Origin of the sequence: Cohnella rhizosphaerae (assembly GCF_029525575.1) — a bacterium.
GTDB classification, from domain to species: Bacteria; Bacillota; Bacilli; order Paenibacillales; family Paenibacillaceae; genus Cohnella; species Cohnella rhizosphaerae.
This window is the reverse complement of the sequence record NZ_JAPDIA010000005.1, coordinates 1-23,103: the sequence shown is the minus strand read 5'-3', so window position 1 is coordinate 23,103 and position 23,103 is coordinate 1. Positions and strand designations below refer to the sequence as shown.

At 57.1% G+C, this 23,103-nt stretch carries 25 protein-coding genes, 2 tRNA genes, 3 rRNA genes and 3 pseudogenes; 31 read left to right on the top strand and 2 right to left on the bottom strand.

Annotation, left to right across the window (positions count from 1 at the left end):
• Positions 1-19 precede the first annotated feature (19 nt).
• From rpsH to OMP40_RS17205, 23 genes and pseudogenes are all read left to right on the top strand, one after another.
• A complete protein-coding gene (rpsH, locus tag OMP40_RS17315) occupies positions 20-418 on the top strand; it encodes a 30S ribosomal protein S8 (protein ID WP_090117902.1) in 399 nt (132 codons plus the stop codon).
• A 29-nt stretch (positions 419-447) separates the two neighbouring features.
• Positions 448-990, top strand: coding sequence for a 50S ribosomal protein L6 (rplF, locus tag OMP40_RS17310; RefSeq protein ID WP_090117901.1), 543 nt, complete (start codon positions 448-450; stop codon positions 988-990).
• Positions 991-1,096: 106 nt separating this feature from the next.
• On the top strand, positions 1,097-1,462 hold the full coding sequence (rplR, locus tag OMP40_RS17305) for a 50S ribosomal protein L18 (protein WP_217597976.1): 366 nt from the start codon (positions 1,097-1,099) through the stop codon (positions 1,460-1,462).
• A gap of 27 nt (positions 1,463-1,489) precedes the next feature.
• Positions 1,490-1,987: a 30S ribosomal protein S5 gene (gene rpsE / locus OMP40_RS17300; protein WP_277533317.1), complete on the top strand. Its 498-nt coding sequence runs from the start codon at positions 1,490-1,492 to the stop codon at positions 1,985-1,987.
• A gap of 12 nt (positions 1,988-1,999) precedes the next feature.
• Positions 2,000-2,179 carry a 50S ribosomal protein L30 gene (gene rpmD / locus OMP40_RS17295; protein ID WP_217597974.1) on the top strand — a complete coding sequence of 60 codons (180 nt, stop codon included), beginning with the start codon at positions 2,000-2,002 and terminating at the stop codon, positions 2,177-2,179.
• Between the two features lie 50 nt (positions 2,180-2,229).
• The gene (gene rplO / locus OMP40_RS17290; protein ID WP_090117897.1) at positions 2,230-2,673 is read left to right on the top strand and encodes a 50S ribosomal protein L15; all 444 of its coding nucleotides are present in this window, start codon (positions 2,230-2,232) and stop codon (positions 2,671-2,673) included.
• Positions 2,673-3,971: a preprotein translocase subunit SecY gene (secY, locus tag OMP40_RS17285; RefSeq protein ID WP_277533315.1), complete on the top strand. Its 1,299-nt coding sequence runs from the start codon at positions 2,673-2,675 to the stop codon at positions 3,969-3,971. Before rplO ends, secY begins: the two co-directional genes overlap by 1 nt.
• Before the next feature lie 37 nt (positions 3,972-4,008).
• Positions 4,009-4,654, top strand: a pseudogene (locus tag OMP40_RS17280) (adenylate kinase).
• Positions 4,655-4,660: 6 nt separating this feature from the next.
• Positions 4,661-5,413, top strand: coding sequence for a type I methionyl aminopeptidase (gene map, locus OMP40_RS17275; protein WP_277533313.1), 753 nt, complete (start codon positions 4,661-4,663; stop codon positions 5,411-5,413).
• Positions 5,414-5,422: 9 nt separating this feature from the next.
• On the top strand, positions 5,423-5,731 hold the full coding sequence (locus OMP40_RS17270) for a KOW domain-containing RNA-binding protein (protein WP_277533311.1): 309 nt from the start codon (positions 5,423-5,425) through the stop codon (positions 5,729-5,731).
• Between the two features lie 2 nt (positions 5,732-5,733).
• On the top strand, positions 5,734-5,949 hold the full coding sequence (infA, locus tag OMP40_RS17265; RefSeq protein WP_090117962.1) for a translation initiation factor IF-1: 216 nt from the start codon (positions 5,734-5,736) through the stop codon (positions 5,947-5,949).
• 87 nt (positions 5,950-6,036) lie between these two features.
• Entirely contained in the window at positions 6,037-6,150 is a 114-nt protein-coding gene (gene rpmJ, locus OMP40_RS17260) for a 50S ribosomal protein L36 (RefSeq protein ID WP_003333770.1), read from the top strand.
• A gap of 19 nt (positions 6,151-6,169) precedes the next feature.
• The gene (gene rpsM / locus OMP40_RS17255) at positions 6,170-6,538 is read left to right on the top strand and encodes a 30S ribosomal protein S13 (protein WP_090117892.1); all 369 of its coding nucleotides are present in this window, start codon (positions 6,170-6,172) and stop codon (positions 6,536-6,538) included.
• A 29-nt stretch (positions 6,539-6,567) separates the two neighbouring features.
• Positions 6,568-6,957, top strand: a pseudogene (gene rpsK, locus OMP40_RS17250) (30S ribosomal protein S11); the annotation flags it as partial.
• Positions 6,958-7,144: 187 nt separating this feature from the next.
• On the top strand, positions 7,145-8,089 hold the full coding sequence (locus tag OMP40_RS17245) for a DNA-directed RNA polymerase subunit alpha (RefSeq protein ID WP_271754068.1): 945 nt from the start codon (positions 7,145-7,147) through the stop codon (positions 8,087-8,089).
• A gap of 44 nt (positions 8,090-8,133) precedes the next feature.
• Positions 8,134-8,499: a 50S ribosomal protein L17 gene (gene rplQ, locus OMP40_RS17240; protein WP_090117889.1), complete on the top strand. Its 366-nt coding sequence runs from the start codon at positions 8,134-8,136 to the stop codon at positions 8,497-8,499.
• A 223-nt stretch (positions 8,500-8,722) separates the two neighbouring features.
• Positions 8,723-9,527, top strand: a pseudogene (truA, locus tag OMP40_RS17235) (tRNA pseudouridine(38-40) synthase TruA).
• A gap of 256 nt (positions 9,528-9,783) precedes the next feature.
• Entirely contained in the window at positions 9,784-10,221 is a 438-nt protein-coding gene (gene rplM / locus OMP40_RS17230; RefSeq protein ID WP_277533305.1) for a 50S ribosomal protein L13, read from the top strand.
• Positions 10,222-10,241: 20 nt separating this feature from the next.
• On the top strand, positions 10,242-10,634 hold the full coding sequence (gene rpsI, locus OMP40_RS17225) for a 30S ribosomal protein S9 (protein ID WP_217597898.1): 393 nt from the start codon (positions 10,242-10,244) through the stop codon (positions 10,632-10,634).
• A 154-nt stretch (positions 10,635-10,788) separates the two neighbouring features.
• Entirely contained in the window at positions 10,789-11,481 is a 693-nt protein-coding gene (locus OMP40_RS17220) for a phosphoadenylyl-sulfate reductase (protein WP_277533302.1), read from the top strand.
• Between the two features lie 31 nt (positions 11,482-11,512).
• A complete protein-coding gene (gene sat, locus OMP40_RS17215; protein ID WP_277533300.1) occupies positions 11,513-12,691 on the top strand; it encodes a sulfate adenylyltransferase in 1,179 nt (392 codons plus the stop codon).
• Between the two features lie 67 nt (positions 12,692-12,758).
• Complete coding sequence (cwlD, locus tag OMP40_RS17210; RefSeq protein WP_277533298.1) at positions 12,759-13,583, top strand: N-acetylmuramoyl-L-alanine amidase CwlD; 825 nt, start codon at positions 12,759-12,761, stop codon at positions 13,581-13,583.
• Positions 13,584-13,681: 98 nt separating this feature from the next.
• On the top strand, positions 13,682-14,806 hold the full coding sequence (locus OMP40_RS17205) for a P-loop NTPase (RefSeq protein ID WP_277533297.1): 1,125 nt from the start codon (positions 13,682-13,684) through the stop codon (positions 14,804-14,806).
• 58 nt (positions 14,807-14,864) lie between these two features.
• On the opposite strand, the gene gerD is transcribed toward OMP40_RS17205, so the two are convergent.
• The gene (gene gerD, locus OMP40_RS17200) at positions 14,865-15,545 is read right to left on the bottom strand and encodes a spore germination lipoprotein GerD (RefSeq protein WP_277533294.1); all 681 of its coding nucleotides are present in this window, start codon (positions 15,543-15,545) and stop codon (positions 14,865-14,867) included.
• A gap of 132 nt (positions 15,546-15,677) precedes the next feature.
• Between gerD and OMP40_RS17195 the strand changes: the two genes are divergently transcribed.
• A complete protein-coding gene (locus tag OMP40_RS17195) occupies positions 15,678-16,301 on the top strand; it encodes a KinB-signaling pathway activation protein (protein WP_277533292.1) in 624 nt (207 codons plus the stop codon).
• Positions 16,302-16,321: 20 nt separating this feature from the next.
• Here OMP40_RS17195 and pdaB read toward each other — a convergent pair whose 3' ends face one another.
• A complete protein-coding gene (gene pdaB, locus OMP40_RS17190; protein WP_277533290.1) occupies positions 16,322-17,107 on the bottom strand; it encodes a polysaccharide deacetylase family sporulation protein PdaB in 786 nt (261 codons plus the stop codon).
• 196 nt (positions 17,108-17,303) lie between these two features.
• Between pdaB and OMP40_RS17185 the strand changes: the two genes are divergently transcribed.
• The 7 genes from OMP40_RS17185 to OMP40_RS17155 all read left to right on the top strand — a co-directional run.
• Positions 17,304-17,738, top strand: coding sequence for a stage II sporulation protein M (locus tag OMP40_RS17185; protein WP_277533288.1), 435 nt, complete (start codon positions 17,304-17,306; stop codon positions 17,736-17,738).
• Positions 17,739-17,955: 217 nt separating this feature from the next.
• On the top strand, positions 17,956-18,180 hold the full coding sequence (locus tag OMP40_RS17180) for a hypothetical protein (RefSeq protein WP_217597906.1): 225 nt from the start codon (positions 17,956-17,958) through the stop codon (positions 18,178-18,180).
• Between the two features lie 343 nt (positions 18,181-18,523).
• A 16S ribosomal RNA gene (locus OMP40_RS17175) occupies positions 18,524-20,076 on the top strand.
• A gap of 88 nt (positions 20,077-20,164) precedes the next feature.
• Positions 20,165-20,281, top strand: a 5S ribosomal RNA gene (rrf, locus tag OMP40_RS17170).
• A 58-nt stretch (positions 20,282-20,339) separates the two neighbouring features.
• Positions 20,340-20,416, top strand: a tRNA-Ile gene (locus tag OMP40_RS17165).
• A 26-nt stretch (positions 20,417-20,442) separates the two neighbouring features.
• Positions 20,443-20,518, top strand: a tRNA-Ala gene (locus tag OMP40_RS17160).
• A gap of 236 nt (positions 20,519-20,754) precedes the next feature.
• Positions 20,755-23,103, top strand: a 23S ribosomal RNA gene (locus tag OMP40_RS17155); the annotation flags it as partial.

Genomic DNA, 23,103 nt, shown 5'->3' with positions numbered 1-23,103 from the left:
CGGGAAGGAGGTTTACCCCATGGTTATGTCTGATCCCATTGCAGATATGCTGACGCGCATTCGCAACGCGAATCTCGTCCGCCACGAATCGGTGGAGCTGCCTGCGTCTACGGTCAAAAAGCAAATTGCTGAGATCCTGAAGCGCGAAGGCTTTATCCGCGACGCCGAATACGTAGAAGACAACAAGCAAGGTTTGATCCGCATCTTCCTGAAGTACGGACCGAACAACGAGCGCGTCATCACGGGCCTGAAGCGTATCAGCAAGCCCGGCCTGCGCGTTTACACGAAGTCGAACGAAGTACCGCGCGTACTCGGCGGCCTCGGCATCGCGATCATCTCGACGTCCAAAGGCATCATCACCGACAAGGAAGCCCGTCAAGGGAAAGCCGGCGGCGAAGTCCTTTGCTACGTCTGGTAATTTAAAGCGACAAGTTAGGAGGTGTACCTATGTCCCGTATCGGACGCAAACCCATCCAGGTGCCAAACGGCGTGAACGTGAACCTGGACAACAACGTCATCACGGTGAAGGGCCCCAAGGGCACGCTGAGCCGCGAACTGCATAAAGACATGAAGCTGGTCGTCGAAGAAGGCGTCATCAACGTCGAACGTCCTTCCGACAACAAAGAACATCGCGCCCTGCACGGCACGACGCGCTCCGTCGTCGCCAACATGGTAAGCGGCGTTACCGAAGGCTTCGCGAAAAACCTTGAGCTTGTCGGCGTCGGTTACCGTGCCAGCAAGCAAGGCGAGAAGCTCGTCCTGAACGTCGGCTACTCGCATCCGGTCGAATTCCTCGCAGCAGGCGGCATCGAGTTCGACGTGCCGGCTCAGAACCGCATCACGGTTCGCGGCATCGACAAGGAAGCGGTCGGCGCGATCGCAGCCAAGATCCGCGAAGTCCGTCCGCCTGAGCCGTACAAGGGCAAAGGCATCAAGTACGAAGGCGAACGCATTATCCGCAAGGAAGGCAAAGCCGGCAAGAAGAAGTAATGAACGGCGGCGACGAGCCGCTCAGCATATGGCACTCGGCCGGCACACGGCGATCCGTTGCCTGACACCGGTCGGATAGCGAAGCGAGAAGGGAGTGAACCCCGGAATGATTACCAAAGGCGACAAGAACAAAGCCCGTCTGAAGCGTCACCTGCGCGTGCGCAAGAAGATCAGCGGCACGAACGAACGTCCGCGCCTCTCCGTGTTCCGTTCTTCCAAGCATATCTATGCGCAGCTGATCGACGACGTCAAGGGCGTGACCCTGGCATCGGCATCCACGCTGGACAAGGAAATCGGCGAGATCGGCAACGGCGGCAGCGTCGAAGCGGCGGCTAAAGTCGGTCAACTGGTGGCAGAGCGCGCTAAAGCGAAGGGATACGAGAGCATCGTATTCGACCGCGGCGGTTACCTGTACCACGGACGCATTCAAGCACTGGCGGACGCGGCTCGCGAAGCCGGTCTTCAGTTCTAATATTACGCAAACAAGGAGGTTAACGACTTGCGTGTAGATCCTAATAGCCTGGAACTTACCGAAAAAATGGTCCAGATCAACCGCGTTTCCAAAGTCGTCAAGGGCGGCCGTCGCTTTAGCTTCAGCGCACTTGTCGTCGTAGGGGACGGCAAAGGTTGGGTTGGCGCGGGCATCGGCAAAGCCAGCGAAGTACCGGACGCAATCCGCAAAGGCGTCGACGACGCCAAAAAGAATTTGATTTTCATTCCGCTTGTCGGCAAGACGATTCCGCACGCCGTTACGGGTCACTTCGGCGCCGGCAAAGTGCTGCTGAAGCCGGCATCCGAAGGTACGGGCGTCATCGCGGGCGGTCCTGTCCGCGCTGTACTCGAACTGGCCGGCGTCGGCGATATTTTGACGAAATCGCTGGGTTCCTCCAACTCGATGAACATGATCAACGCGACGTTGGAAGGTCTGTCCCGCCTGAAGCGCGCCGAAGACGTAGCCAAGCTCCGCGGTAAAACCGTGGAAGAGCTGTTGGGTTAAGGAGGGGTTAAAATGGCGAAATTGCAGATCACCCTCAAGCGCAGCTTGATCGGCCGTCCTGAGAACCAACGCCAAACCGTCAAATCGCTGGGCCTCGGCAAAGTGAACTCGACGGTCGTTAAAGAAGACAACGCGGCGATCCGCGGCATGGTTAACACCGTTAGCCACCTGATCTCCGTCGAAGAAGTATAAGGCTATATAGCCAAAAGCAAGGCAAATCAATCAAGGAGGTGCGACGAACGATGAAATTGCATGAACTTTCTCCTGCAACTGGATCCAAGTTCAGCCGCAAACGCGTCGGTCGCGGCATCGGCAGCGGCATGGGCAAGACGTCCACGCGCGGCCATAAAGGCCAGAACGCTCGTTCCGGCGGCGGCGTACGCCCCGGCTTCGAAGGCGGTCAAAACCCATTGTACCGCAGACTCCCGAAGCGCGGCTTCAACAACGACCGTTTTGCTACGGAATACGCGATTGTTAACCTGGATCAACTGAGCGGATTCGCAGCCGGCACGGAAGTAACGCCGGAACTGCTGCTTTCCGAAGGGATCGTAAAGAACCCTAAGGACGGCATCAAGATTCTGGGCAACGGCGAGCTGACTGCAGCAATCTCCGTTAAAGCCCACAAGTTCTCCAAATCCGCTGCTGAAAAAATCCAGGCCGCCGGCGGTAACTCCGAGGTGATCTAATGTTCGCTACCGTGAGCAACATCTGGAAGGTCGAGGACCTTCGCAAGAGGATCCTATTTACGCTTTTCATACTGCTCGTCTATCGTGTCGGCTCCTTTATCCCGGTGCCGAACATCGACAAGAGCGTGCTCGAACAGGCCAATCAGCAAAGCAATGAGCTGTTCGGCCTGCTCAATACGTTCTCCGGCGGCGCGCTGTTCCAGTTCTCGATCTTCGCGCTCGGGATCATGCCGTACATTACGGCGTCGATCATCGTGCAGCTCCTCTCCATGGACGTCATTCCGAAGCTCGCGGAGTGGGCCAAAGAAGGCGAGATCGGCAAGCGCAAGTCGGCGCAGTTAACCCGTTACCTGACGATTGTCCTCGGTTTGATCCAAGCTTTCGCGACCTCGATCGGCTTCAACCGCATCTACAGCGCGAAGATGGTCATCGATCCGTCGCCGGCGACCTTTATCCTGATCGCCATCGTGCTTACGGCCGGTACGGCCTTCCTGATGTGGCTCGGCGAGCAGATCAACGAGAAGGGCATCGGCAACGGCATCTCGATTCTGATGTTCGCGGCGATCGTCTCCCGAATTCCGACGTATATCCAAGAGATCTATCAGGACCAATTCGTGAACGGCGACCAGATCTTCTGGGCCGTCCTGAAAATGATCATCATCCTGATCGTGATCCTGCTGATCATCGTCGGCGTTATCTTCGTCCAGCAGGGCGTACGCAAGATTCCGGTCCAATACGCCAAGCGCGTAGTCGGACAGAAGATGTACGGCGGCCAGTCGACGCATATCCCGCTCAAGGTTAACGGCGCGGGCGTCATTCCCGTCATCTTCGCTTCTTCGCTCCTGATGTTCCCGATCACGATCGCCCAGTTCTGGGCCGGTCACACTTGGGCCAACTGGATCATCAGTCACCTGTACTACGACAAGCCGCTCGGTATGGTATTCTATATCTTGCTGATTGTCGGGTTCACCTTCTTCTACACGTTCGTACAGTTCAACCCGCAACAGCTCGCGGACAACATGAAGAAGAACGGCGGCTACATCCCAGGCATTCGCCCGGGCAAGCCGACGGCAGGCTACCTGATGAGAGTCATCACCCGAATCACCCTTGCCGGGGCGCTGTTCCTGGCGGTCATCTCGATCCTTCCCGTTATTTTCGGCTCGGCCTTCGGTCTTCCGAAGTCGGTTCAGCTGGGCGGCACGTCGCTGCTGATCGTCATCGGCGTCGCGCTCGAGACGATGAAGCAGGTCGAGAGCAACCTGATCAAGCGTCACTACAAGGGGTTCATCAATAAGTAAGCTGCTTCAAAATGAGGGACATTCAGGAGGTACGGCAATGAACATCCTGTTTATGGGTCCTCCTGGGGCCGGCAAAGGCACGCAGGCGGAACGCATCGTCGATTCGTTCGGCGTGCCGCACATCTCGACCGGCGACGCATTCCGTCTGGCGATGAAGGAAGGCACCGCGCTTGGGCAGGAAGCCAAGAAGTACGTGGACCAAGGCCTCCTCGTGCCGGACGAAGTCACCAACGGCATCGTCAAGGACCGTCTGTCCCTGGCCGACTGCGACAAGGGGTTCCTGCTCGACGGCTTCCCCCCGCACGCTGGCGCAGGCCGAAGCGCTTGACGAGATTCTCGCCGGACTCGGCAAGAAGATCGATCACGTCGTCAACCTGAAGGTGGATCGCGATCGTCTGCTCGCGCGCCTGACGGGCCGACGGATCTGCCGGAGCTGCGGCGCTACGTATCACGTCCTGTTCAATCCGCCGAAGGCGGAAGGCGTCTGCGACAAGGACGGCGGGGAGCTGTACCAGCGCTCCGACGATACGGAGGAGAAGGTCGGTACCCGGCTGGATGAATACACGAGCAAGACGGCTCCGCTGCTTGCCTATTACGAAGGCAAAGGGCTGCTCCGAGAAGTGGACGGGGAGAAGGACATCGACGCGGTTACGGCCGATATTTCCTCCCTCCTCAGAGGGTAACCGGCCATGATCGTGTGCAAGTCCGAATCGGAACTGAACTTGATGAGACGGGCCGGGGAGATCGTCGCGAGGACGCATCAGCTCATGCGTGAAGCTGTTCGCCCGGGCGTGACGACCGCCGAGCTTGACCGGATCGCCGACGCGTACATCCGCAGTCAGGACGCGGTTCCGTCTTTCAAAGGCTACAACGGTTTTCCATCCAGCATTTGCGCATCGGTCAACGAAGAACTGGTGCACGGCTTCCCCGGTCCCCGGGTGCTTCAAGAGGGCGATATCATCAGCATCGACATCGGCGCGCAGTACATGGGCTACCACGGCGATTCCGCCTGGACGTACGGCGTCGGCGCCATCTCGGCGGACGCGCAGCGACTGCTCGAGGTGACCGAAGCCTCGCTGTACGCAGGTCTTGAACTTGTGAAACCCGATGTCAGGCTGTTCACGGTGTCACACGGCATCCAGAAGGTGATCGAAAAGGCGGGAATGTCGGTCGTTCGTGAATACGTCGGGCACGGCGTCGGGCGCGAACTTCACGAAGAGCCGCAGATTCCCAACTACGGCGTACCTGACCGAGGGCCGCGCCTGAAGCCGGGCATGGTGCTCGCCATCGAACCGATGGTGAACCTGGGCTCGCGCTACGTGCGGACCCTCTCGGACAACTGGACGGTCGTGACGGTGGACGGCTCGCTGTGCGCGCACTTTGAGCACACCATCGCCGTAACCGAGGACGGGTTCGAGATTCTGACCCGTGCGGAAGACTAGGCGGCGGCCATGACGGAGACGTCATCGCTGTCGCCCGGGGAAGTCGTGAGAAGCCGCCGCGGCAAAGACGAAGGTCAGCTGGCGGTGGTCATCGCTCTCGAAGACGGGCGATTCGCGTTTGTCGCCGACGGCGATAAACGCCGGTTCGACCGGCCGAAGCGCAAAAACGTGCTGCATCTCGAATCGGTCGGCATCGTGAGCGACGAAGTCGCAAGCAGCATTCGGGACACCGGACGCGTGACCAACGGCAAGCTCAGGCATGCCGTCGTCACTGCCACGAGGCGGCTCGAAGCGCATGCTGAAGAGAAAGGAGAATGACGGTGGCCAAAGAGGACGTAATCGAAGTGGAAGGCGTGGTCGTCGAACCGCTGCCGAACGCGATGTTCAGGGTGAAGCTCGAGAACGGCCATGAGATTTTGGCTCATGTCTCCGGCAAGCTCCGGATGCACTTTATCCGGATCCTGACGGGCGACAAGGTCGTGATCCAGCTCTCGCCGTATGATCTGACGCGAGGCCGCATCACATACCGCAAATAGTTCTTCCGGTCTACCGAACCACACGTGACGGCAGCATGACGCGCATTCGCGCCTCAGCGCCGCCGCACACTTTAGGAGGCTATTACCATGAAGGTGAGACCATCGGTCAAACCCATTTGCGAAAAATGCAAAGTTATTCGCCGCAAGGGTAACGTAATGGTTATCTGCGAAAATCCGAAGCACAAACAAAAACAAGGCTAAGAGGAGGTGCTCCTAACATATGGCACGTATTAGTGGTGTTGACCTCCCGCGCGACAAACGCGTGGAAATCGCCCTGACGTACATCTTCGGGATCGGCAAGACAACGTCCCAGAAGCTTCTTGCTACGGCAGAAATCAACCCCGACACTCGCGTACGCGATCTGACCGAAGACGAGCTCGCCCGTCTGCGCGATGCGATCGACAAGACGCAAAAGGTCGAGGGCGACCTGCGCCGCGAGATCGCGTTGAACATCAAGCGCCTGATCGAAATCGGCTGCTACCGCGGTGTCCGTCACCGTCGCGGCCTGCCTGTCCGCGGCCAACGTACGAAAACGAACGCCCGCACGCGCAAAGGTCCGCGTCGTACGGTAGCGAACAAGAAGAAGTAAGAAGGGAGGATAAATCAGCATGGCACAAAAAAGGCAAGAAGGTTGTCCGCACGAAACGCCGCGATCGGAAAAACGTCGAGTCCGGCGTCGCGCACGTCCGCTCGACGTTCAACAACACGATCGTTACGATCACGGATCCGCACGGCAACGCGATCTCCTGGGCCAGCTCCGGCAACATGGGCTTCAAAGGCTCGCGCAAGAGCACGCCGTTCGCCGCGCAAATGGCTGCCGAGACGGCTGCACGCGCCGCGATGGAACACGGCATGCGCGCCGTCGAAGTTATGGTCAAGGGTCCTGGCGCCGGCCGCGAAGCCGCGATCCGTTCCCTGCAAGCCGCAGGTCTTGAAGTCAGCATGATCAAAGACGTAACGCCGATCCCTCACAACGGCTGCCGTCCTCCGAAGCGTCGCCGCGTATAATATGCGCCACTATGTGGTATCAAACAAAAACAACTTGTGAATAATGGTTGTAATGGTTAGGCATACTACATGGTTTGCCCAATTCGGTTATACTGGTTGAGGGACGGTACGTCATCCCGGTTGACCGGACGGGGCGAACAAACGGCAACGTCAGCAACGCAGCGACGTTTTGAAGGAGGGTTTGGTTGTGATTGTGATCGAGAAGCCAAAGATCGAATCGGTGGAGATTCAAGAAGACAAGAGGTACGGACGCTTCGTCGTGGAACCGCTCGAACGCGGCTATGGCATGACGCTCGGCAACTCCCTTCGCCGGATTCTGCTGTCGTCTCTGCCAGGCGCCGCCGTCATATCGGTTCAGATCGATGGCGTGCTTCACGAATTCTCCACCATTCCTGGCGTGATTGAGGACGTCACCGAGATCATCCTCAATCTCAAGCGCCTCTCCCTGAAGATTCACTCCGACGAGGAGAAGGTGCTGGAGATCGATGCCGAAGGAGAAGGCATCATCACGGCTGGAGACATTCGGGCAGACAGCGACGTGGAGATCCTGAATCCGGATCTGCATATCGCCACGCTGGCTTCCGGTGCGCGTCTTCACATGCGCATCTTCGCCAGACAGGGACGCGGCTACGTCCCGGCGGATCGCAACAAGAAGGAAGATCAGCCGATCGGCGTTATTCCGATCGATTCGATCTATACGCCGATTACCCGCGTTAACTACAAGGTCGAGAATACGCGCGTCGGTCAAGTCACCAACTACGACAAGCTTACGCTTGAAGTATGGACCGACGGCAGCATCCGGCCCGAAGAAGCGGTCAGTCTGGGCGCCAAGATCCTGACGGATCACTTGTCGCTTTTCGTCGGCCTTACGGACGAAGCCAAGGATACCGAGACGATGAAGGAGAAGGAAGAGGACAAGAAGGAGAAAGTGCTCGAGATGACCATCGAAGAGCTCGACCTCTCCGTTCGCTCCTACAACTGCCTGAAGCGCGCCGGTATCAACACGGTTCAAGAGCTGATCACCAAGACCGAAGAAGACATGATGAAGGTCCGCAACCTGGGCCGCAAGTCTTTGGAGGAAGTGCAGGAGAAGCTCGAAGAACTCGGTCTCGGTCTTCGCTTCGAAGAATAGAAGACCGGATAAGACCGCATCAAGCGACAAGGAGGGAATAACAGATGGCATACCAGAAACTGAGTCGTGATTCGAGCTCGCGGAAGGCGCTCTTCCGTGACCTGGTCACCGACCTGTTCCTTTACGAACGTATCCAAACGACGGAAGCGAAAGCGAAAGAAGTTCGCTCCATCGCCGAGAAGCTGATCACGCTGGCTAAGCGCGGCGATCTGCATGCGCGTCGCCAAGTGGCGGCATTCGTGCGTCGCGAGACGCTGAACGGCGAGCAGGACGCGATCCAAAAGCTGTTCTCCGATCTCGCGCCGCGTTACGCGGAGCGCGCAGGCGGCTACACGCGCATCCTGAAGCTCGGACCTCGCCGGGGCGACTCCGCTCCTATGGTGTATCTCGAGCTCGTCGACCGCGCTTAATTCCGCGGATCATGCGCATCGGTTTCGACCTCTCCAAGACGAGAAGCCGTTGCGCGCACGTTAACGGCTTCGCCCTCCTTCGGGAGGCGCGCGTCCGTTCACGCGGAGGAATTCCAGGCTCGCGCCGCCTTCGGCGGTGGGCGCTTTGAATTCAAAAAAAGGATGGACCGAATGCTACCCTTTCGGCACATCCTTTTTTTTGTGCCACAAGGAGGAATGGCGCATGCGCAACATCGCGCTGCTCGTCAGCTACGACGGCACGGCTTATTATGGCTTCCAGAGTCAGCCCGGCGGCAATACGGTGCAAGACAAGGTCGAAGAGGCTATTTTTATGCTCTCCGGCGAGCGCGTCAAGTTGACGGGCTCGGGACGCACCGATGCCGGCGTACACGCGCTCGGGCAAGTCGCGAACTTCCAGACGGCGTCCAGCATTCCGGCCGAACGCTGGGCGATCGCGCTCAATTCGCGGCTGCCGAACGATATCGTCGTGCATGCGGCGGTCGAGGTGGCGCCGGAATTTCACGCCAGACGCTGCGCCGTGGGCAAAACGTATCGTTATTCGATCAATTCCTACCGGTTTCCCGATGTGTTCGCGCGGAATCGCGTATTCCATCATCCGGCGCCTTTAAACTTTGCCGCGATGAGGGAGGGCCTGAAGCATTTGCTTGGCGAGCACGACTTTACGTCCTTCACGTCGCCGCTCTCGACCAAGCCGCACCATGTCCGTACGCTTTACGAGGCTTCGTTGCGCGTGGACACGGGGTCGGCGGGCGGCGAGGAATCCGGAAGAGGAATCGCGCATATTACCGTTACGGGCAACGGTTTTTTTATATAATATGGTGCGAATCATCACCGGAACGGTCCTGCAGGTCGGGGAAGGCAAGCGGAAGCCGGGAGACATCGCCGACATTCTTGCCGCCAAAAACCGGGCAAGGAGCGGACCGACGGCCGTGCCGTACGGTCTGACGATGTGCAGCGTCGCGTACGGGCCTGAGTGGGGATTGAACTGGAAGCCGCCGTATAATTAATGCGTTAAAATGTATGATTAAGTATTGCGGCGCCCAGAGATATCATGTACAATAGTCATTGTGTGTTCTTCATGGCTTCCCACGGCCCCGATGAAGAATACGCAAAGCGGCCGGTCGCGCGCCGCGCTTGCTCCTTCCCGAAGATGGAGACGCAGAAGCGGACCATACGGCAACAATCGCATTTCCCGACCGATACGCAATCGATGAGGCCTAGAGGCCGATCAAGGATAAGAGCAGGATTGAAGGAGGAAGTAACATGCGCACAACGTACATGGCGAAGACGAACGAAGTTGAACGCAAGTGGCATGTCATCGACGCTGAAGGCAAGACGCTGGGTCGTCTGGCTACCGAAGCGGCATCGCTGATCCGCGGCAAGCACAAGCCGGAGTTCACGCCGCACGTCGATACGGGCGATTTCGTCATCGTCATCAACGCCGAGAAGATTGTCCTCACGGGCAAGAAGCTTCAACAGAAGAAGTACTACACGCACTCGCACTACCCGGGCGGTTTGAAGACGACGACGGCCGGCGACATGATCGCCAAGAAGCCGGCTCGCATCATCGAGCTTGCCGTTTACGGCATGCTGCCGAAGAACAAGCTCGGCCACCAGCTTCAGACGAAGCTGAAGGTTTACGCTGGCGCTGAGCACCCGCACCAAGCACAACAACCTGAAGTTTACGAACTTCGCGGTTAATCGAGAGGGAGGACCTACCAATGGCTCAAGTGCAATACATCGGAACTGGCCGACGCAAGCATTCGGTAGCGCGCGTACGTCTCGTGCCCGGCGAAGGCCGCATCGTGATCAACAAGCGCGACATCAACGAGTACTTCGGTCTGGAGACGCTCAAGCTGATCGTTAAGCAGCCGCTGAATCTGACCGAGACCGCTGGCAAGTATGACATTATCGTCCTGGCAAACGGCGGCGGCATCGCCGGCCAAGCTGGCGCGATCCGTCACGGCATTTCCCGCGCGCTTCTGAAGGCTGATCCGGAGCTTCGCGGCTCGCTGAAGAAGGCCGGCTTCCTGACGCGCGATCCGCGTATGAAGGAACGTAAGAAATACGGACTCAAGGCTGCACGCCGTGCGCCTCAGTTCTCCAAGCGTTAATTCTCGCTCTTCAAGCCTCTGCGGCGTCTTCGGACGACGTCGGGGCTTTTTTTATGCCGATTTTATTCTTGTATATTCCGATCAGGAAGCGTATAATTTACTGGACTAAAGCATCGTAAGGTACACCTACTTGTCAACAGGGGGGTAGTTGAAAATGAATTTGCTTGAAAAGGAAGCGCTGATTCGCGAAAAAGCGGAAGCGTTCGAGCATGCTTCTCCGGAGACGGTCATCCGCTGGGCGGTAGAGACGTTCCCGAACATCACGTTCGCCTGCAGCTTCGGCGCGGAGGACGTCGTGCTGGTCGATATGCTGCAGAAAATCAGTCCGAAGACGGACATTTTCTACCTGGATACCGACTTCCACTTCAAAGAAACGTACGAGACCCGCGACAAGCTCGCGGCTTATTATAACCTTGAGTTCGTTCGCGTCAGCCCGCTCATCACGCCTGAGGAGCAGGCCGGCCAGCATGGCCCCGAGCTGTGGAAGGTCGACGCCAACGCTTGCTGCAATATCCGGAAGGTGGAGCCGCTGACCCGCATTCTGGGTCAGTACGAAGCGTGGATCACCGGCATTCGCCGCGATCAGGCGCCTACGCGCGCCAACGCCAAGAAGGTCGAATACGATACCAAGTTCGGTCTTGTGAAGTTTAACCCGATTGCCTCGTGGACGAACGACGACGTTTGGAACTACATCCGTTCCAACAATATCATTTACAATGCGCTTCACGACAATCACTATCCGAGCATCGGCTGCGAATATTGCACGCGTCAGGTTATGCCAGGCGAAGATCCGCGTGCCGGACGTTGGGCAGGACAAGAGAAAACCGAGTGCGGATTGCATAAATAACAAGCAACGCGGAAGGAGAGAACTACATTTCATGAGTACGATTCAGCCGCACGGCGGCGTATTGGTCAACCGCGTGCTTGAAGGCGCTGGGCGAGAGCAACTGCTCTCGCAAGCCGGCAGCTTGAAGTCGATCCCGGTCAACGCCTGGACGATCTCTGACCTCGATCTCATCGGCGTCGGCGCTTTCAGCCCGTTGACAGGCTTTCTGAACGAGCAGGATTACAACAACGTCGTCGACAATATGCGCTTGGCTGACGGCACGGTATGGAGCATTCCTGTCACGCTGACGGTGAGCGAGGAGCAAGCGGCCGGCTTGGCCGTCGGCGACCGCGCTGCGCTTGTAGGCGAGCAGGACGGCATCGTATACGGCGTCGTCGATATCGAGAGCATCTATACGCCGGACAAGAAGCATGAAGCCGTACAGGTCTTTAAGACGGACGATCTGGCGCATCCGGGCGTCGTCAAGCTGATGGAACGTCCGAACGTGTATATCGGCGGACCGGTTCAGGTGCTGAACCGTCCGCAGCCGGAGAAGTTCGGCGAATATTACTTCGACCCGTCCGAGACCCGCCGGATTTTCGCCGAGAAGGGCTGGAAGACGGTCGTCGGCTTCCAGACGCGCAATCCGGTTCATCGCGCGCATGAGTACATTCAGAAGTGCGCGATGGAGATCGTGGACGCCCTCTTCCTGAATCCGCTCGTCGGCGAGACCAAGTCCGACGATGTGCCGGCTAACGTCCGCATGCGCTCGTACGTCGCCTTGCTCGAAAATTATTATCCGAAAGATCGCGTCTTCCTCGGCGTTTTCCCGGCGGCGATGCGCTATGCAGGCCCGCGCGAGGCGATTTTCCATGCGATGGTGCGCAAGAATTACGGCTGCTCCCACTTCATCGTGGGCCGCGACCATGCCGGCGTAGGCGACTACTACGGCACGTACGAAGCGCAGGACCTGCTTAAGACGTTTACGCCGGACGAGCTTGGCATTACGCCGCTCTACTTCGAGCACAGCTTCTTCTGCAAAAAATGCGGCAATATGGCATCCAGCAAGACGTGCCCGCACGACAAGGAAGAACATTTGACGCTGTCCGGCACGAAGGTTCGCGCGCTGCTGCGCGACGGCGTCTGTCCGCCGCCCGAGTTCTCGAGGCCCGAGGTCGCCCAGATTCTGATCGAAGGCATGTCGGCATCCGCCGAGACGGCCGCCCGCTAAGGACGATCATAAATAGCCACCCTGTCCCATAAGATGTAGCGTACATCAAATGGACAGGGTGGTTTTTATGATGCGGCAAACCGAGGATCACCGCTATTCGCGCAGCAAATATCCCAGAAGAATCGTTGTTTGGATCACCCGCAGGGGAGCCTCGCGCCTTGGCGCCATCGCGGCGCTGGCCGCGCTGTTAGGCGCGCTGCTATGGGCGGAGATCCCCGCCATGGAGACGGGAGGGCGCACGTATCTGAGGACGCCGCTGACGGGCAAGACGATCGTGCTGGACGCAGGACACGGAGGCGTGGACGGAGGAGCGGTAAGCCGCGACGGCGTGATCGAGAAGGACATCAACATGGCGCTCGTGCTCCAACTGCGCGATTACCTCCAACAGGCTGGAGCGGTCGTTTATTTGACGCGAGAAGGCGATCACGATCTGGCGGATACGGAAGTTAAAGGCTACTCCAAACGCAAAACCGAGGACCTGTTAAAACGAACCGCACTGATCAAAGCGCAAAATCCTTTTCTGGCTCTTACCATCCATATGAACAGCGTGCCTTCGGCTAAATGGTCCGGCGCGCAGACGTTTTATTATCCATCCAACGCGGAGGGCGGGCGGCTCGCGACGCTGGTGCAAGCCGAGATTCGGGAGTCCGTGGGCAATACGAATCGCGTGGCGCTCACGAAGGACAACGTTTATTTGCTTAAGGCGTTGAAGATGCCGGCGGCGCTCGTCGAAGTCGGCTTCTTATCCAATCCCGCGGAATCGCGGCTGCTCGCAGGCGAAGCCTATCAGACAAAAGTGGCGGCGGCGCTCTACAGAGGCATACTTCGTTATGCCGAAGGGGAGGGGAAAGCGACGTCTCCCAAGACGCCCAAAGCGGCCAATTCGTTTTAGACACGGCGGCCCGTCCCTGCGAGACCCATAGCAGACGTTTGATTGTGCTATAATAAACACTTAAGATCATGCGCAACGGTTGGAGGTTAAAAACGCGAATGGCAACGAGAGAAGAAGTGATCGAGGCGCTGAAGGGGCTTGAAGAACCGACCTTGAAGCAGCCTCTTGCTCAATTGGGCTTGCTTAGAGATATCGTCGTCCGCGATGCGGGCATATCGCTGACGGCCGTGCTTCACCCGGACAGCATCGACGGGGCGTCGCGCCTCGAATCGGAGATTGCGACGGCATTGTCCGCCCTTCATGCAGGCAAGCCTCACGTGCGAATTCGGCCGATGACGGAGCACGAGCAGAGCGAGGCGCAATCGCGCCGCACAGGCGGACAGGCCCAGGCCGCGGCGCCGACGGGCGTCAAGAAAGAGTCGGCGCCGGTCAAAGGCCATAGCGCGGGACTGGAGCAGAATCCGCTGCTCAGGCCGGACAGCGAGGTCGTCTCGATCGCGATCGCGAGCGGCAAGGGCGGCGTAGGCAAGTCCACGGTCACCGTGAACTTGGCTGTCGCGCTGGCGCGGCGCGGCAAGCGGGTGGGCCTGATCGACGGGGATATTTACGGATTCAGCGTGCCGGATATGATGGGGATCGAAGAGCGCCCCGAGCAGGTCGGGGACAAGATCAAGCCGATCGAGCGGTTTGGCGTGAAGGTCATCTCGATGGGCTTTTTCGTCGAGGACAACAGCCCGATCGTATGGCGCGGTCCGATGCTCGGCAAAATGCTCCGCAATTTCTTTGCCGAAATCGATTGGGGCGAGCTCGATTATCTGCTCCTCGACCTGCCGCCGGGCACAGGCGACATCGCCCTGGACGTGCACCAGATGCTCCCCAAGAGCAAGGAGATCATCGTGACGACGCCTCATGCGACCGCAGCCTTCGTCGCCGCGCGGGCAGGCGCAATGGCGATCAAGACCGAGCACGAGATCATCGGCGTCGTGGAGAACATGGCATGGTACGAAAAAAACGGCGAGCGCGACTATGTGTTCGGAAGAGGCGGAGGCGGCATGCTGGCGGATACGCTGCATACGTCGCTGCTCGCGCAGTTTCCGCTCGGGGCGCCGGACAATCACCCTTCGGAGCCCGACTACTCGCCATCCGTGTACAAGGCCGACAATCCGACGGGGCGCGAATACCTGGCGCTTGCGGACGAGGTCATCGCACGCTGCGGCAAATAAAATCGAAACAACCGCCGGCCCTTTTGCGCCGGCGGTTGTTTTTTTTGAACTTTTCGCGTTATTGGCCGCCGCCTCCGGACTGTTGGTCGCCGCCGCCGTCCCCGCCGCTTTGACCTCCGCTTTCGCCGCCGCCTCCCGATTCGCCTTTTGATTGCGAAGGTTTCGGCGTCAGTTCTTCCTTGACGACATCCTGCAAAATTTTCATCAGCTCCAGCTTGAACACCGGGTTTTGAATCGCTTCGCTGACCGCGCTCATCATTTGCTTGCGGTATTCGGCCGTCTTTGTCGTTTCGAACAGGACGGTTTTCATGTCGCCCGTTTTAAAAACGTTCACGAGCTCCTGCTGGTACGTCGGATCCTTAAGCAGGTCCTTGTGGATTTGCTTGTTGTCCTTGCTGACGGCCTTCGCGAATTCTCCGGCGAACTTCGTATCGGTCATGATCTCGCGGAGCACCTTCGAATAATTGGAAGAGGTCAGCACGTCCTTCACGGCCGTGCGGATCTGTTCCTGATCGGAAGGAGTCAAGGATTGCGCATGCAGGGAGCTGGTTCCGTACTTTTCCGTCGACGCTTTATCCAATGCTTCTTGCGCTTCCTGGGAGCCCAGGATGTCGATCACCATCGATTTGACGTCTTTATAGCTCATCTGCTCGCTGCCGGCGCTCGATTCCGGACCGCAGGAAGAGAGCAGGATGACGGCCGTAAGCGCGAGGCCGGTCCACCACAAGCGAAGCCGCATAATGCGATCATCACCCTTTCCGGGAATTTGATCGTAGTATGCGACTTCGGCAGGCCGATTATAAGGAAGACTTCATGGCTTTTTGGGACGGACATGGTAAAATGTTTTTGTACTGACGGGGGAGGAATACAATTGAATTTGCGTAAATGGATGAGCTTGTTCGGCACGACGATTCTCATCGGCGGCGGGGCCGCTTTGATCACCGGCGTCATCATGATGGTTTGCGATCCGAACTTTCAAATCGGCGGCGCCAAAGGCTGGACCTTTAATCTGATCATGATGGCGCTGGCCGGTCTTTCGTTCGGCGCTTTCGCGCATATGGGCTTTTTTGCATATCTGATGCTGAATTACATTGCCCGAAGCATTATCAAACGTCCGTACCTTTGGGTGGCGCTTCAAGGCTTCGTCGCGGTATTCGTGCTGGCGGAAATCGTTTATTGGACGCATGACAGCGAGTTTCCGCCCAACGCCTATTGGATCGTGCCGTTGCTGCTGTCGGTCGGATCGCTCGCGGTGGCTTGGCGCAAGGCGAAGGAGACGACATCCGGCGCCTGGATTCCGACGTTGTTTTTTATGATCGCGGTGACGACGATCGAAGGCTTGCCCGGCTTCCGGTCCGGCGGGCTCTGGACGCAGCTGACGTTTACGCTGGTGCCGATCTTCGTCTGCAATGCATATCAGATTCTGCGCCTGCATCATATCTTAACCGTTCCCGGCACGGCCCAGAAGATCAAGACAGAAGCGGGCAGCCATTAACGGCGGCAATCCGTCGACGATCAGGCGACTTGGTTCCAGGTCTGCTTATCTTGAACCGTCTGTCCCTTGATTTCCGTCTGGCTCATGAGCTGAGACACCGTGACGAATTCATACCCCTTGGCGCGAAGCTGGTCGATGATTTGCGGCAGCGCTTCATGCGTCTGAAGGCAAGAATCGCTCGCGTGCAGCAAAATGATGTCCCCGGGATGAGCTTTGGTCACGACGCGCTGCACGATCGTATTGACGCCCGGGTTTTTCCAATCCAGCGAATCCGTATCCCATTGAACGACTTTGTAATTCATGTCCTCGGCGATTCTGAGTACGCGTTTGTCGAAGTCGCCGTTCGGCATCCGGATCAGGTTCGGACTTTTGCCGGTCTGGTCGGACAGCATGCCGTGAGCGGTTTGGATCTGCTTGCGGATCTCGTCGTCGCTCAATTGGCTGTAGTTTACGTGTTTATGGCCGTGGCTGCCGATTTCATAGCCGCCCTCCACGATGTTTTGCACGATGTCCGGATGCGTTTTGCTCCATGGGGAAGACAGGAAAAACGTTACGTTTTTCACGTTCTTCTCCTTTAGGATGTCCAGAATCGGCTGCGCTCTTTTTTCGCCCCAGCTGATATCGAAGGTCAAAGCGACGATTTTGCGGTCCGTCGGCACGCTATATACGGCAGCGGGCGGATGCGGGGCGAATACGCTGATGTTGTCCCTTTCCGTCCAGATCACCCCCGCAGACAGCAATACGGCGAGCGTGAGGAAAAAGTATCGCTTGATGCGGCGGCCGCTCCATACAAAAAAGTAGTTCATGATTCCGATCCCCTCTCGAATAAGAAGTTAGAATAAGGCTTGGACGCTACAGCTTGTTCTAATTGCAATGTATGCTTGACCCATGGCAAGTTATGATACGGTCGCGAAGGGGGAGATCCAATTTGATCAAAAAAAACGCTACTGCAGGCATGGGCGGACGTCAAACCCTACTTTTTGGCGGCGGCCGTCATCTTTTTTGGCCAGTCTGTTCGCGGGCGCGATGTCGAACGGAGACATCGACTGGCTGGACAAGCAGCTTCGGAGCATTGGTGAGATCGCGAAGCGGGCCAATGAATCGGATAATGCGAGCCTTTCGATGTTCTGGCTGATTCTGGTTAACAATCTCGTAGCTACGGCATTCGCGATGTATCTCGGCATAGCGGCGTGCGTCATGCCTTTATTTACGCTGGGGCTAAACGGATTGGTCATGGGCTATTTATTCAGAAAGCTGGCGAACGAAGGCGCGGACTTAGGGTCGTTGATCGTCAAGGGGATACTGCCGCACGGCATTTTGGAGCTGCCCGCCGTTTTTCTTGCGGGTGCTTATGGCATCCTGCTCGGCGTTCGGCTTGCTGCAGGGCATCGGACGTTCCGTTACAGGCAAGCCCAAGCCTTGGGCAAGGTTCGTTGAAGCGATAAAGGGCTCGATCGCGATATACGCGGTCGTAGCGCTGTTGCTGCTTGCAGCGGCTGTCATCGAGAGCACACTGACGCTTTATTTGGTGAAGTCTTGATTTTTTTGCCGGCTCCCATGTCATAAATCGGGCGCAATTGGTGCATAACAGTAAAACGCTTAAAGGCGGACCGCCGCACGCGATGCTGGGATTGCACAGGAGGCCAACCGTAGGATGCTGGGAATGATGTTCACCGACAAAGAATGCAGAGAGCTGGACTATATGCTCCGCAAAGAACTCGACGAGATGCTGCTGGATCTGGGCGACCGCAGAATGGAGGGGCCGGTAAAAGAAGCGATATTCAAGCGGTACAAGACGATTTTCAGAATGTACGCCAGGATCGCCGCGCCGAGGGAGCTGTCCAGATATGCATCGGGGCTTCGCAATCAACGCTCTTAAAAAAGGCGCGGTTTTGTTATGGAATAAAAGAATTGAAGTTCGCGCAATAAAGGGTTGACGATATACGACGGAATGTGATAAATTATCTAACGCCCCTCCTGATGAGGAGAACGAACAAGCCGGTGCAGCGAAGAAAAAGACGATTTACATATCTTACAAGTTGCATTGTCTGGGCGCGCTGTGATATATTATGAAAGTCGCCGTTGCGAGGAAATCTTGCACACGACCGACGAGATTGCTCCTTGAAAACTGAACATCGAGCGTTAAAACAAACGGACGCTGAAGCCTTTCGGGGCGGAAGCAAAAGTTATACCAGCTTTATCATGAGCAAGTCAAGCTTACCTTTATGGAGAGTTTGATCCTGGCTCAGGACGAACGCTGGCGGCGTGCCTAATACATGCAAGTCGAGCGGATCTCAGATGGAGCTTGCTCCTGACGAGGTTAGCGGCGGACGGGTGAGTAACACGTAGGCAACCTGCCCTGAAGACCGGGATAACATTCGGAAACGAATGCTAAGACCGGATAGGCAGCGAGGCGGCATCGCCTTGCTGAGAAACACGGTGCAAGCTGTGGCTTTGGGATGGGCCTGCGGCGCATTAGCTAGTTGGTGGGGTAACGGCTCACCAAGGCGACGATGCGTAGCCGACCTGAGAGGGTGAACGGCCACACTGGGACTGAGACACGGCCCAGACTCCTACGGGAGGCAGCAGTAGGGAATCTTCCACAATGGGCGCAAGCCTGATGGAGCAACGCCGCGTGAGTGAGGAAGGCTTTCGGGTCGTAAAGCTCTGTTGCCAGGGAAGAATAAGGGCCAGTTAACTGCTGGTTCGATGACGGTACCTGAGAAGAAAGCCCCGGCTAACTACGTGCCAGCAGCCGCGGTAATACGTAGGGGGCAAGCGTTGTCCGGAATTATTGGGCGTAAAGCGCGCGCAGGCGGTCTTTTAAGTCTGGTGTCTAAGTGCGGGGCTCAACCCCGTGATGCACTGGAAACTGGGAGACTTGAGTGCAGAAGAGGAGAGCGGAATTCCACGTGTAGCGGTGAAATGCGTAGAGATGTGGAGGAACACCAGTGGCGAAGGCGGCTCTCTGGACTGTAACTGACGCTGAGGCGCGAAAGCGTGGGGAGCAAACAGGATTAGATACCCTGGTAGTCCACGCCGTAAACGATGAGTGCTAGGTGTTGGGGGGGTCCACCCCTCGGTGCCGAAGTTAACACATTAAGCACTCCGCCTGGGGAGTACGGTCGCAAGACTGAAACTCAAAGGAATTGACGGGGACCCGCACAAGCAGTGGAGTATGTGGTTTAATTCGAAGCAACGCGAAGAACCTTACCAGGTCTTGACATCCCTCTGACCGGTCTAGAGATAGGCCTTTCCTTCGGGACAGAGGAGACAGGTGGTGCATGGTTGTCGTCAGCTCGTGTCGTGAGATGTTGGGTTAAGTCCCGCAACGAGCGCAACCCTTGGATTTAGTTGCCAGCACTTCGGGTGGGCACTCTAGATCGACTGCCGGTGACAAACCGGAGGAAGGCGGGGATGACGTCAAATCATCATGCCCCTTATGACCTGGGCTACACACGTACTACAATGGCCGGTACAACGGGCAGCGAAGTCGCGAGACGGAGCCAATCCTACCAAAGCCGGTCTCAGTTCGGATTGCAGGCTGCAACTCGCCTGCATGAAGTCGGAATTGCTAGTAATCGCGGATCAGCATGCCGCGGTGAATACGTTCCCGGGTCTTGTACACACCGCCCGTCACACCACGAGAGTTTACAACACCCGAAGCCGGTGGGGTAACCCGCAAGGGAGCCAGCCGTCGAAGGTGGGGTAGATGATTGGGGTGAAGTCGTAACAAGGTAGCCGTATCGGAAGGTGCGGCTGGATCACCTCCTTTCTAAGGAGCCCTTCGGGGCAATACGAAGTCCGTGGTTTTAACGCTCGAGTTCAGTTTTGAAGGAGAAATCCTTCAGATCAACAACCGGTTTGGCGATAATGGCGGAAGGGTTCCACGCGTACCCATCTCGAACACGACCGTTAAGCCTTCCAGCGCCGATGGTACTTGGACCGCAGGGTCCTGGGAGAGTAGGACGTCGCCAAGCCGGTCTTGATTCCTTCAACGGAATCGGGATCAAGCCAGCGAGACTGGCCATACAATGCGGGCCTTTAGCTCAGCTGGTTAGAGCGCACCCCTGATAAGGGTGAGGTCGGTGGTTCGAGTCCACTAAGGCCCACCACCAAGTTTTAATTGAATACTTCCCATGGGGACTTAGCTCAGCTGGGAGAGCACCTGCCTTGCACGCAGGGGGTCAACGGTTCGATCCCGTTAGTCTCCACCATTTTTATTCTCCGCGCAGCCTGCTGGTCAGATGGGCGGAGGGCAGAACTTGTTCTTTGAAAACCGGATAGCGAAACGAAAATGCGCAAATTAGAAATTCTCTACAATGCCTTGTGTAGACTTTGCTGAGAGCGAAGAGATGTCGAATGGAACAGCCTTTCGAGGATCGGCCGGACTGCGGAAGCAGGTCGGCGGGTTGATCGGAGAACGCAGTGACATCGACAACTCGGAGCGTTAGGTTAAGCTATTAAGGGCGCACGGAGGATGCCTAGGCGCCAGGAGCCTAAGAAGGACGCGGCGAACAGCGAAATTGCCTCGGGGAGCCGTAAGCAGGCTTTGATCCGGGGATGTCCGAATGGGGAAACCCGGCTGGGGTCATGCCCAGTCATCCATGAGTGAATACATAGCTCATGAGAAGGCACACCCAGGGAACTGAAACATCTAAGTACCTGGAGGAGAAGAAAACAAGAGTGATTCCGTCAGTAGCGGCGAGCGAAAGCGGATTAGCCCAAACCTGAGAGCTTGCTCTCAGGGGTTGTGGGACGTCTCACATGGAGTTACAAAGGAGCAGGTTAGGCGAAGAGATCTGGAAAGGTCCGCCATAGAGGGTAAAAGCCCCGTAGCCGAAAGTCTGCTCCCTCCGAGACGGATCCCGAGTACCGCGGGACACGAGAAACCCCGTGGGAATCCGGCAGGACCATCTGCCAAGGCTAAATACTCCCTGGCGACCGATAGTGAAGCAGTACCGTGAGGGAAAGGTGAAAAGCACCGCGGGAGCGGAGTGAAAAAGAACCTGAAACCGTGCGCTTACAAGAAGTCAGAGCCCGATCTAGGGGTGATGGCGTGCCTTTTGTAGAATGAACCGGCGAGTTACGTTTACGTGCGAGGTTAAGTCGGAGAGACGGAGCCGCAGCGAAAGCGAGTCTGAATAGGGCGCTTGAGTACGTAGTCGTAGACCCGAAACCGGGTGATCTACCCCTGTGCAGGGTGAAGGTGAGGTAACACTTACTGGAGGCCCGAACTCGTGAGCGTTGAAAAGCTCTGGGATGACGTGGGGGTAGGGGAGAAATTCCAATCGAACTCGGAGATAGCTGGTTCTCCCCGAAATAGCTTTAGGGCTAGCCTCGAGATTTAGCATCATGGAGGTAGAGCACTGATTGGGTGCGGGGCCCGCCAAGGGTTACCAAGTCCAGTCAAACTCCGAATGCCATGGATGTATGCTCGGGAGTCAGACGGCGAGTGCTAAGATCCGTCGTCAAGAGGGAAAGAGCCCAGATCATCAGCTAAGGTCCCCAAGTGTGTGTTAAGTGGGAAAGGATGTGGAGTTGCGAAGACAACCAGGATGTTGGCTTAGAAGCAGCCACCATTTAAAGAGTGCGTAATAGCTCACTGGTCGAGTGACTCTGCGCCGAAAATGTAACGGGGCTAAACACACCACCGAAGCTATGGCTCGCGTTTCTTTTAGAAACGCTTGGGTAGGGGAGCGTTGAATGCGGGTAGAAGTCGGACCGAGAGGACCGGTGGACTGCATTCAAGTGAGAATGCCGGTATGAGTAACGAAAAGACAGGTGAGAATCCTGTCCGCCGAAAGCCTAAGGGTTCCTGAGGAAGGTTCGTCCGCTCAGGGTAAGTCGGGACCTAAGGCGAGGCCGAAAGGCGTAGTCGAAGGACAACAGGTTGAAATTCCTGTACCACCGTAATCCGTTACGAGCGATGGGGGGGACGCAGGAGGGCAAGAACGCGAGCTGATGGAATAGCTCGTCCAAGCAGTGAGGGGTGCATGTAGGCAAATCCGCATGCTTTAACCTTGAGCTGTGATGGGGAGGGAAAATTACAGTACCGAAGGTTCCGTGCTCACGCTGCCGAGAAAAGCCTCTAGCCAGGAGAAGGTGCCCGTACCGCAAACCGACACAGGTAGGCGAGAAGAGAATTCTAAGGCGCGCGGAAGAACTCTCGTTAAGGAACTCGGCAAAATGACCCCGTAACTTCGGGAGAAGGGGTGCCTCGGTAGGGTGAATAGCCCGAGGGGGCCGCAGTGAATAGGCCCAAGCGACTGTTTAGCAAAAACACAGGTCTGTGCGAAGCCGTAAGGCGAAGTATACGGGCTGACGCCTGCCCGGTGCTGGAAGGTTAAGGGGAGCGGTTAGGGGCAACCCGAAGCTGTGAACCGAAGCCCCAGTAAACGGCGGCCGTAACTATAACGGTCCTAAGGTAGCGAAATTCCTTGTCAGGTAAATTCTGACCCGCACGAATGGCGTAACGACTTGGGCGCTGTCTCAACGAGAGATCCGGTGAAATTTTAGTACCTGTGAAGATGCAGGTTACCCGCGACGTGACGGAAAGACCCCATGGAGCTTTACTGTAGCTTGATATTGAACTTGGGTACGGTCTGTACAGGATAGGTGGGAGCCTAAGAAGTTGGAGCGCAAGCTTCAATGGAGGCGCTTGGGATACCACCCTGATCGTATCTAGGTTCTAACCTGTCACCGTGAATCCGGTGAAGGGACCGTGTCAGGCGGACAGTTTGACTGGGGCGGTCGCCTCCTAAAGCGTAACGGAGGCGCCCCAAGGTTCCCTCAGAATGGT

Bases quoted from the DNA above. Each gene is read 5' to 3' on its own strand.
- OMP40_RS17220 (WP_277533302.1), top strand. From the start codon at position 10,789: ATGAATTTGCTTGAAAAGGAAGCGCTGATTCGCGAAAAAGCGGAAGCG.
- sat (WP_277533300.1), top strand. From the start codon at position 11,513: ATGAGTACGATTCAGCCGCACGGCGGCGTATTGGTCAACCGCGTGCTT.
- OMP40_RS17270 (WP_277533311.1), top strand. From the start codon at position 5,423: ATGACGGAGACGTCATCGCTGTCGCCCGGGGAAGTCGTGAGAAGCCGC.
- OMP40_RS17180 (WP_217597906.1), top strand. From the start codon at position 17,956: ATGCTGGGAATGATGTTCACCGACAAAGAATGCAGAGAGCTGGACTAT.
- cwlD (WP_277533298.1), top strand. From the start codon at position 12,759: ATGATGCGGCAAACCGAGGATCACCGCTATTCGCGCAGCAAATATCCC.
- rpmJ (WP_003333770.1), top strand. From the start codon at position 6,037: ATGAAGGTGAGACCATCGGTCAAACCCATTTGCGAAAAATGCAAAGTT.
- secY (WP_277533315.1), top strand. From the start codon at position 2,673: ATGTTCGCTACCGTGAGCAACATCTGGAAGGTCGAGGACCTTCGCAAG.
- rplO (WP_090117897.1), top strand. From the start codon at position 2,230: ATGAAATTGCATGAACTTTCTCCTGCAACTGGATCCAAGTTCAGCCGC.
- OMP40_RS17205 (WP_277533297.1), top strand. From the start codon at position 13,682: ATGGCAACGAGAGAAGAAGTGATCGAGGCGCTGAAGGGGCTTGAAGAA.
- rplQ (WP_090117889.1), top strand. From the start codon at position 8,134: ATGGCATACCAGAAACTGAGTCGTGATTCGAGCTCGCGGAAGGCGCTC.
- rplM (WP_277533305.1), top strand. From the start codon at position 9,784: ATGCGCACAACGTACATGGCGAAGACGAACGAAGTTGAACGCAAGTGG.
- rpmD (WP_217597974.1), top strand. From the start codon at position 2,000: ATGGCGAAATTGCAGATCACCCTCAAGCGCAGCTTGATCGGCCGTCCT.
- map (WP_277533313.1), top strand. From the start codon at position 4,661: ATGATCGTGTGCAAGTCCGAATCGGAACTGAACTTGATGAGACGGGCC.
- rpsH (WP_090117902.1), top strand. From the start codon at position 20: ATGGTTATGTCTGATCCCATTGCAGATATGCTGACGCGCATTCGCAAC.
- pdaB (WP_277533290.1), bottom strand. From the start codon at position 17,107: ATGAACTACTTTTTTGTATGGAGCGGCCGCCGCATCAAGCGATACTTT.
- rpsM (WP_090117892.1), top strand. From the start codon at position 6,170: ATGGCACGTATTAGTGGTGTTGACCTCCCGCGCGACAAACGCGTGGAA.
- rplR (WP_217597976.1), top strand. From the start codon at position 1,097: ATGATTACCAAAGGCGACAAGAACAAAGCCCGTCTGAAGCGTCACCTG.
- rpsI (WP_217597898.1), top strand. From the start codon at position 10,242: ATGGCTCAAGTGCAATACATCGGAACTGGCCGACGCAAGCATTCGGTA.
- gerD (WP_277533294.1), bottom strand. From the start codon at position 15,545: ATGCGGCTTCGCTTGTGGTGGACCGGCCTCGCGCTTACGGCCGTCATC.
- rplF (WP_090117901.1), top strand. From the start codon at position 448: ATGTCCCGTATCGGACGCAAACCCATCCAGGTGCCAAACGGCGTGAAC.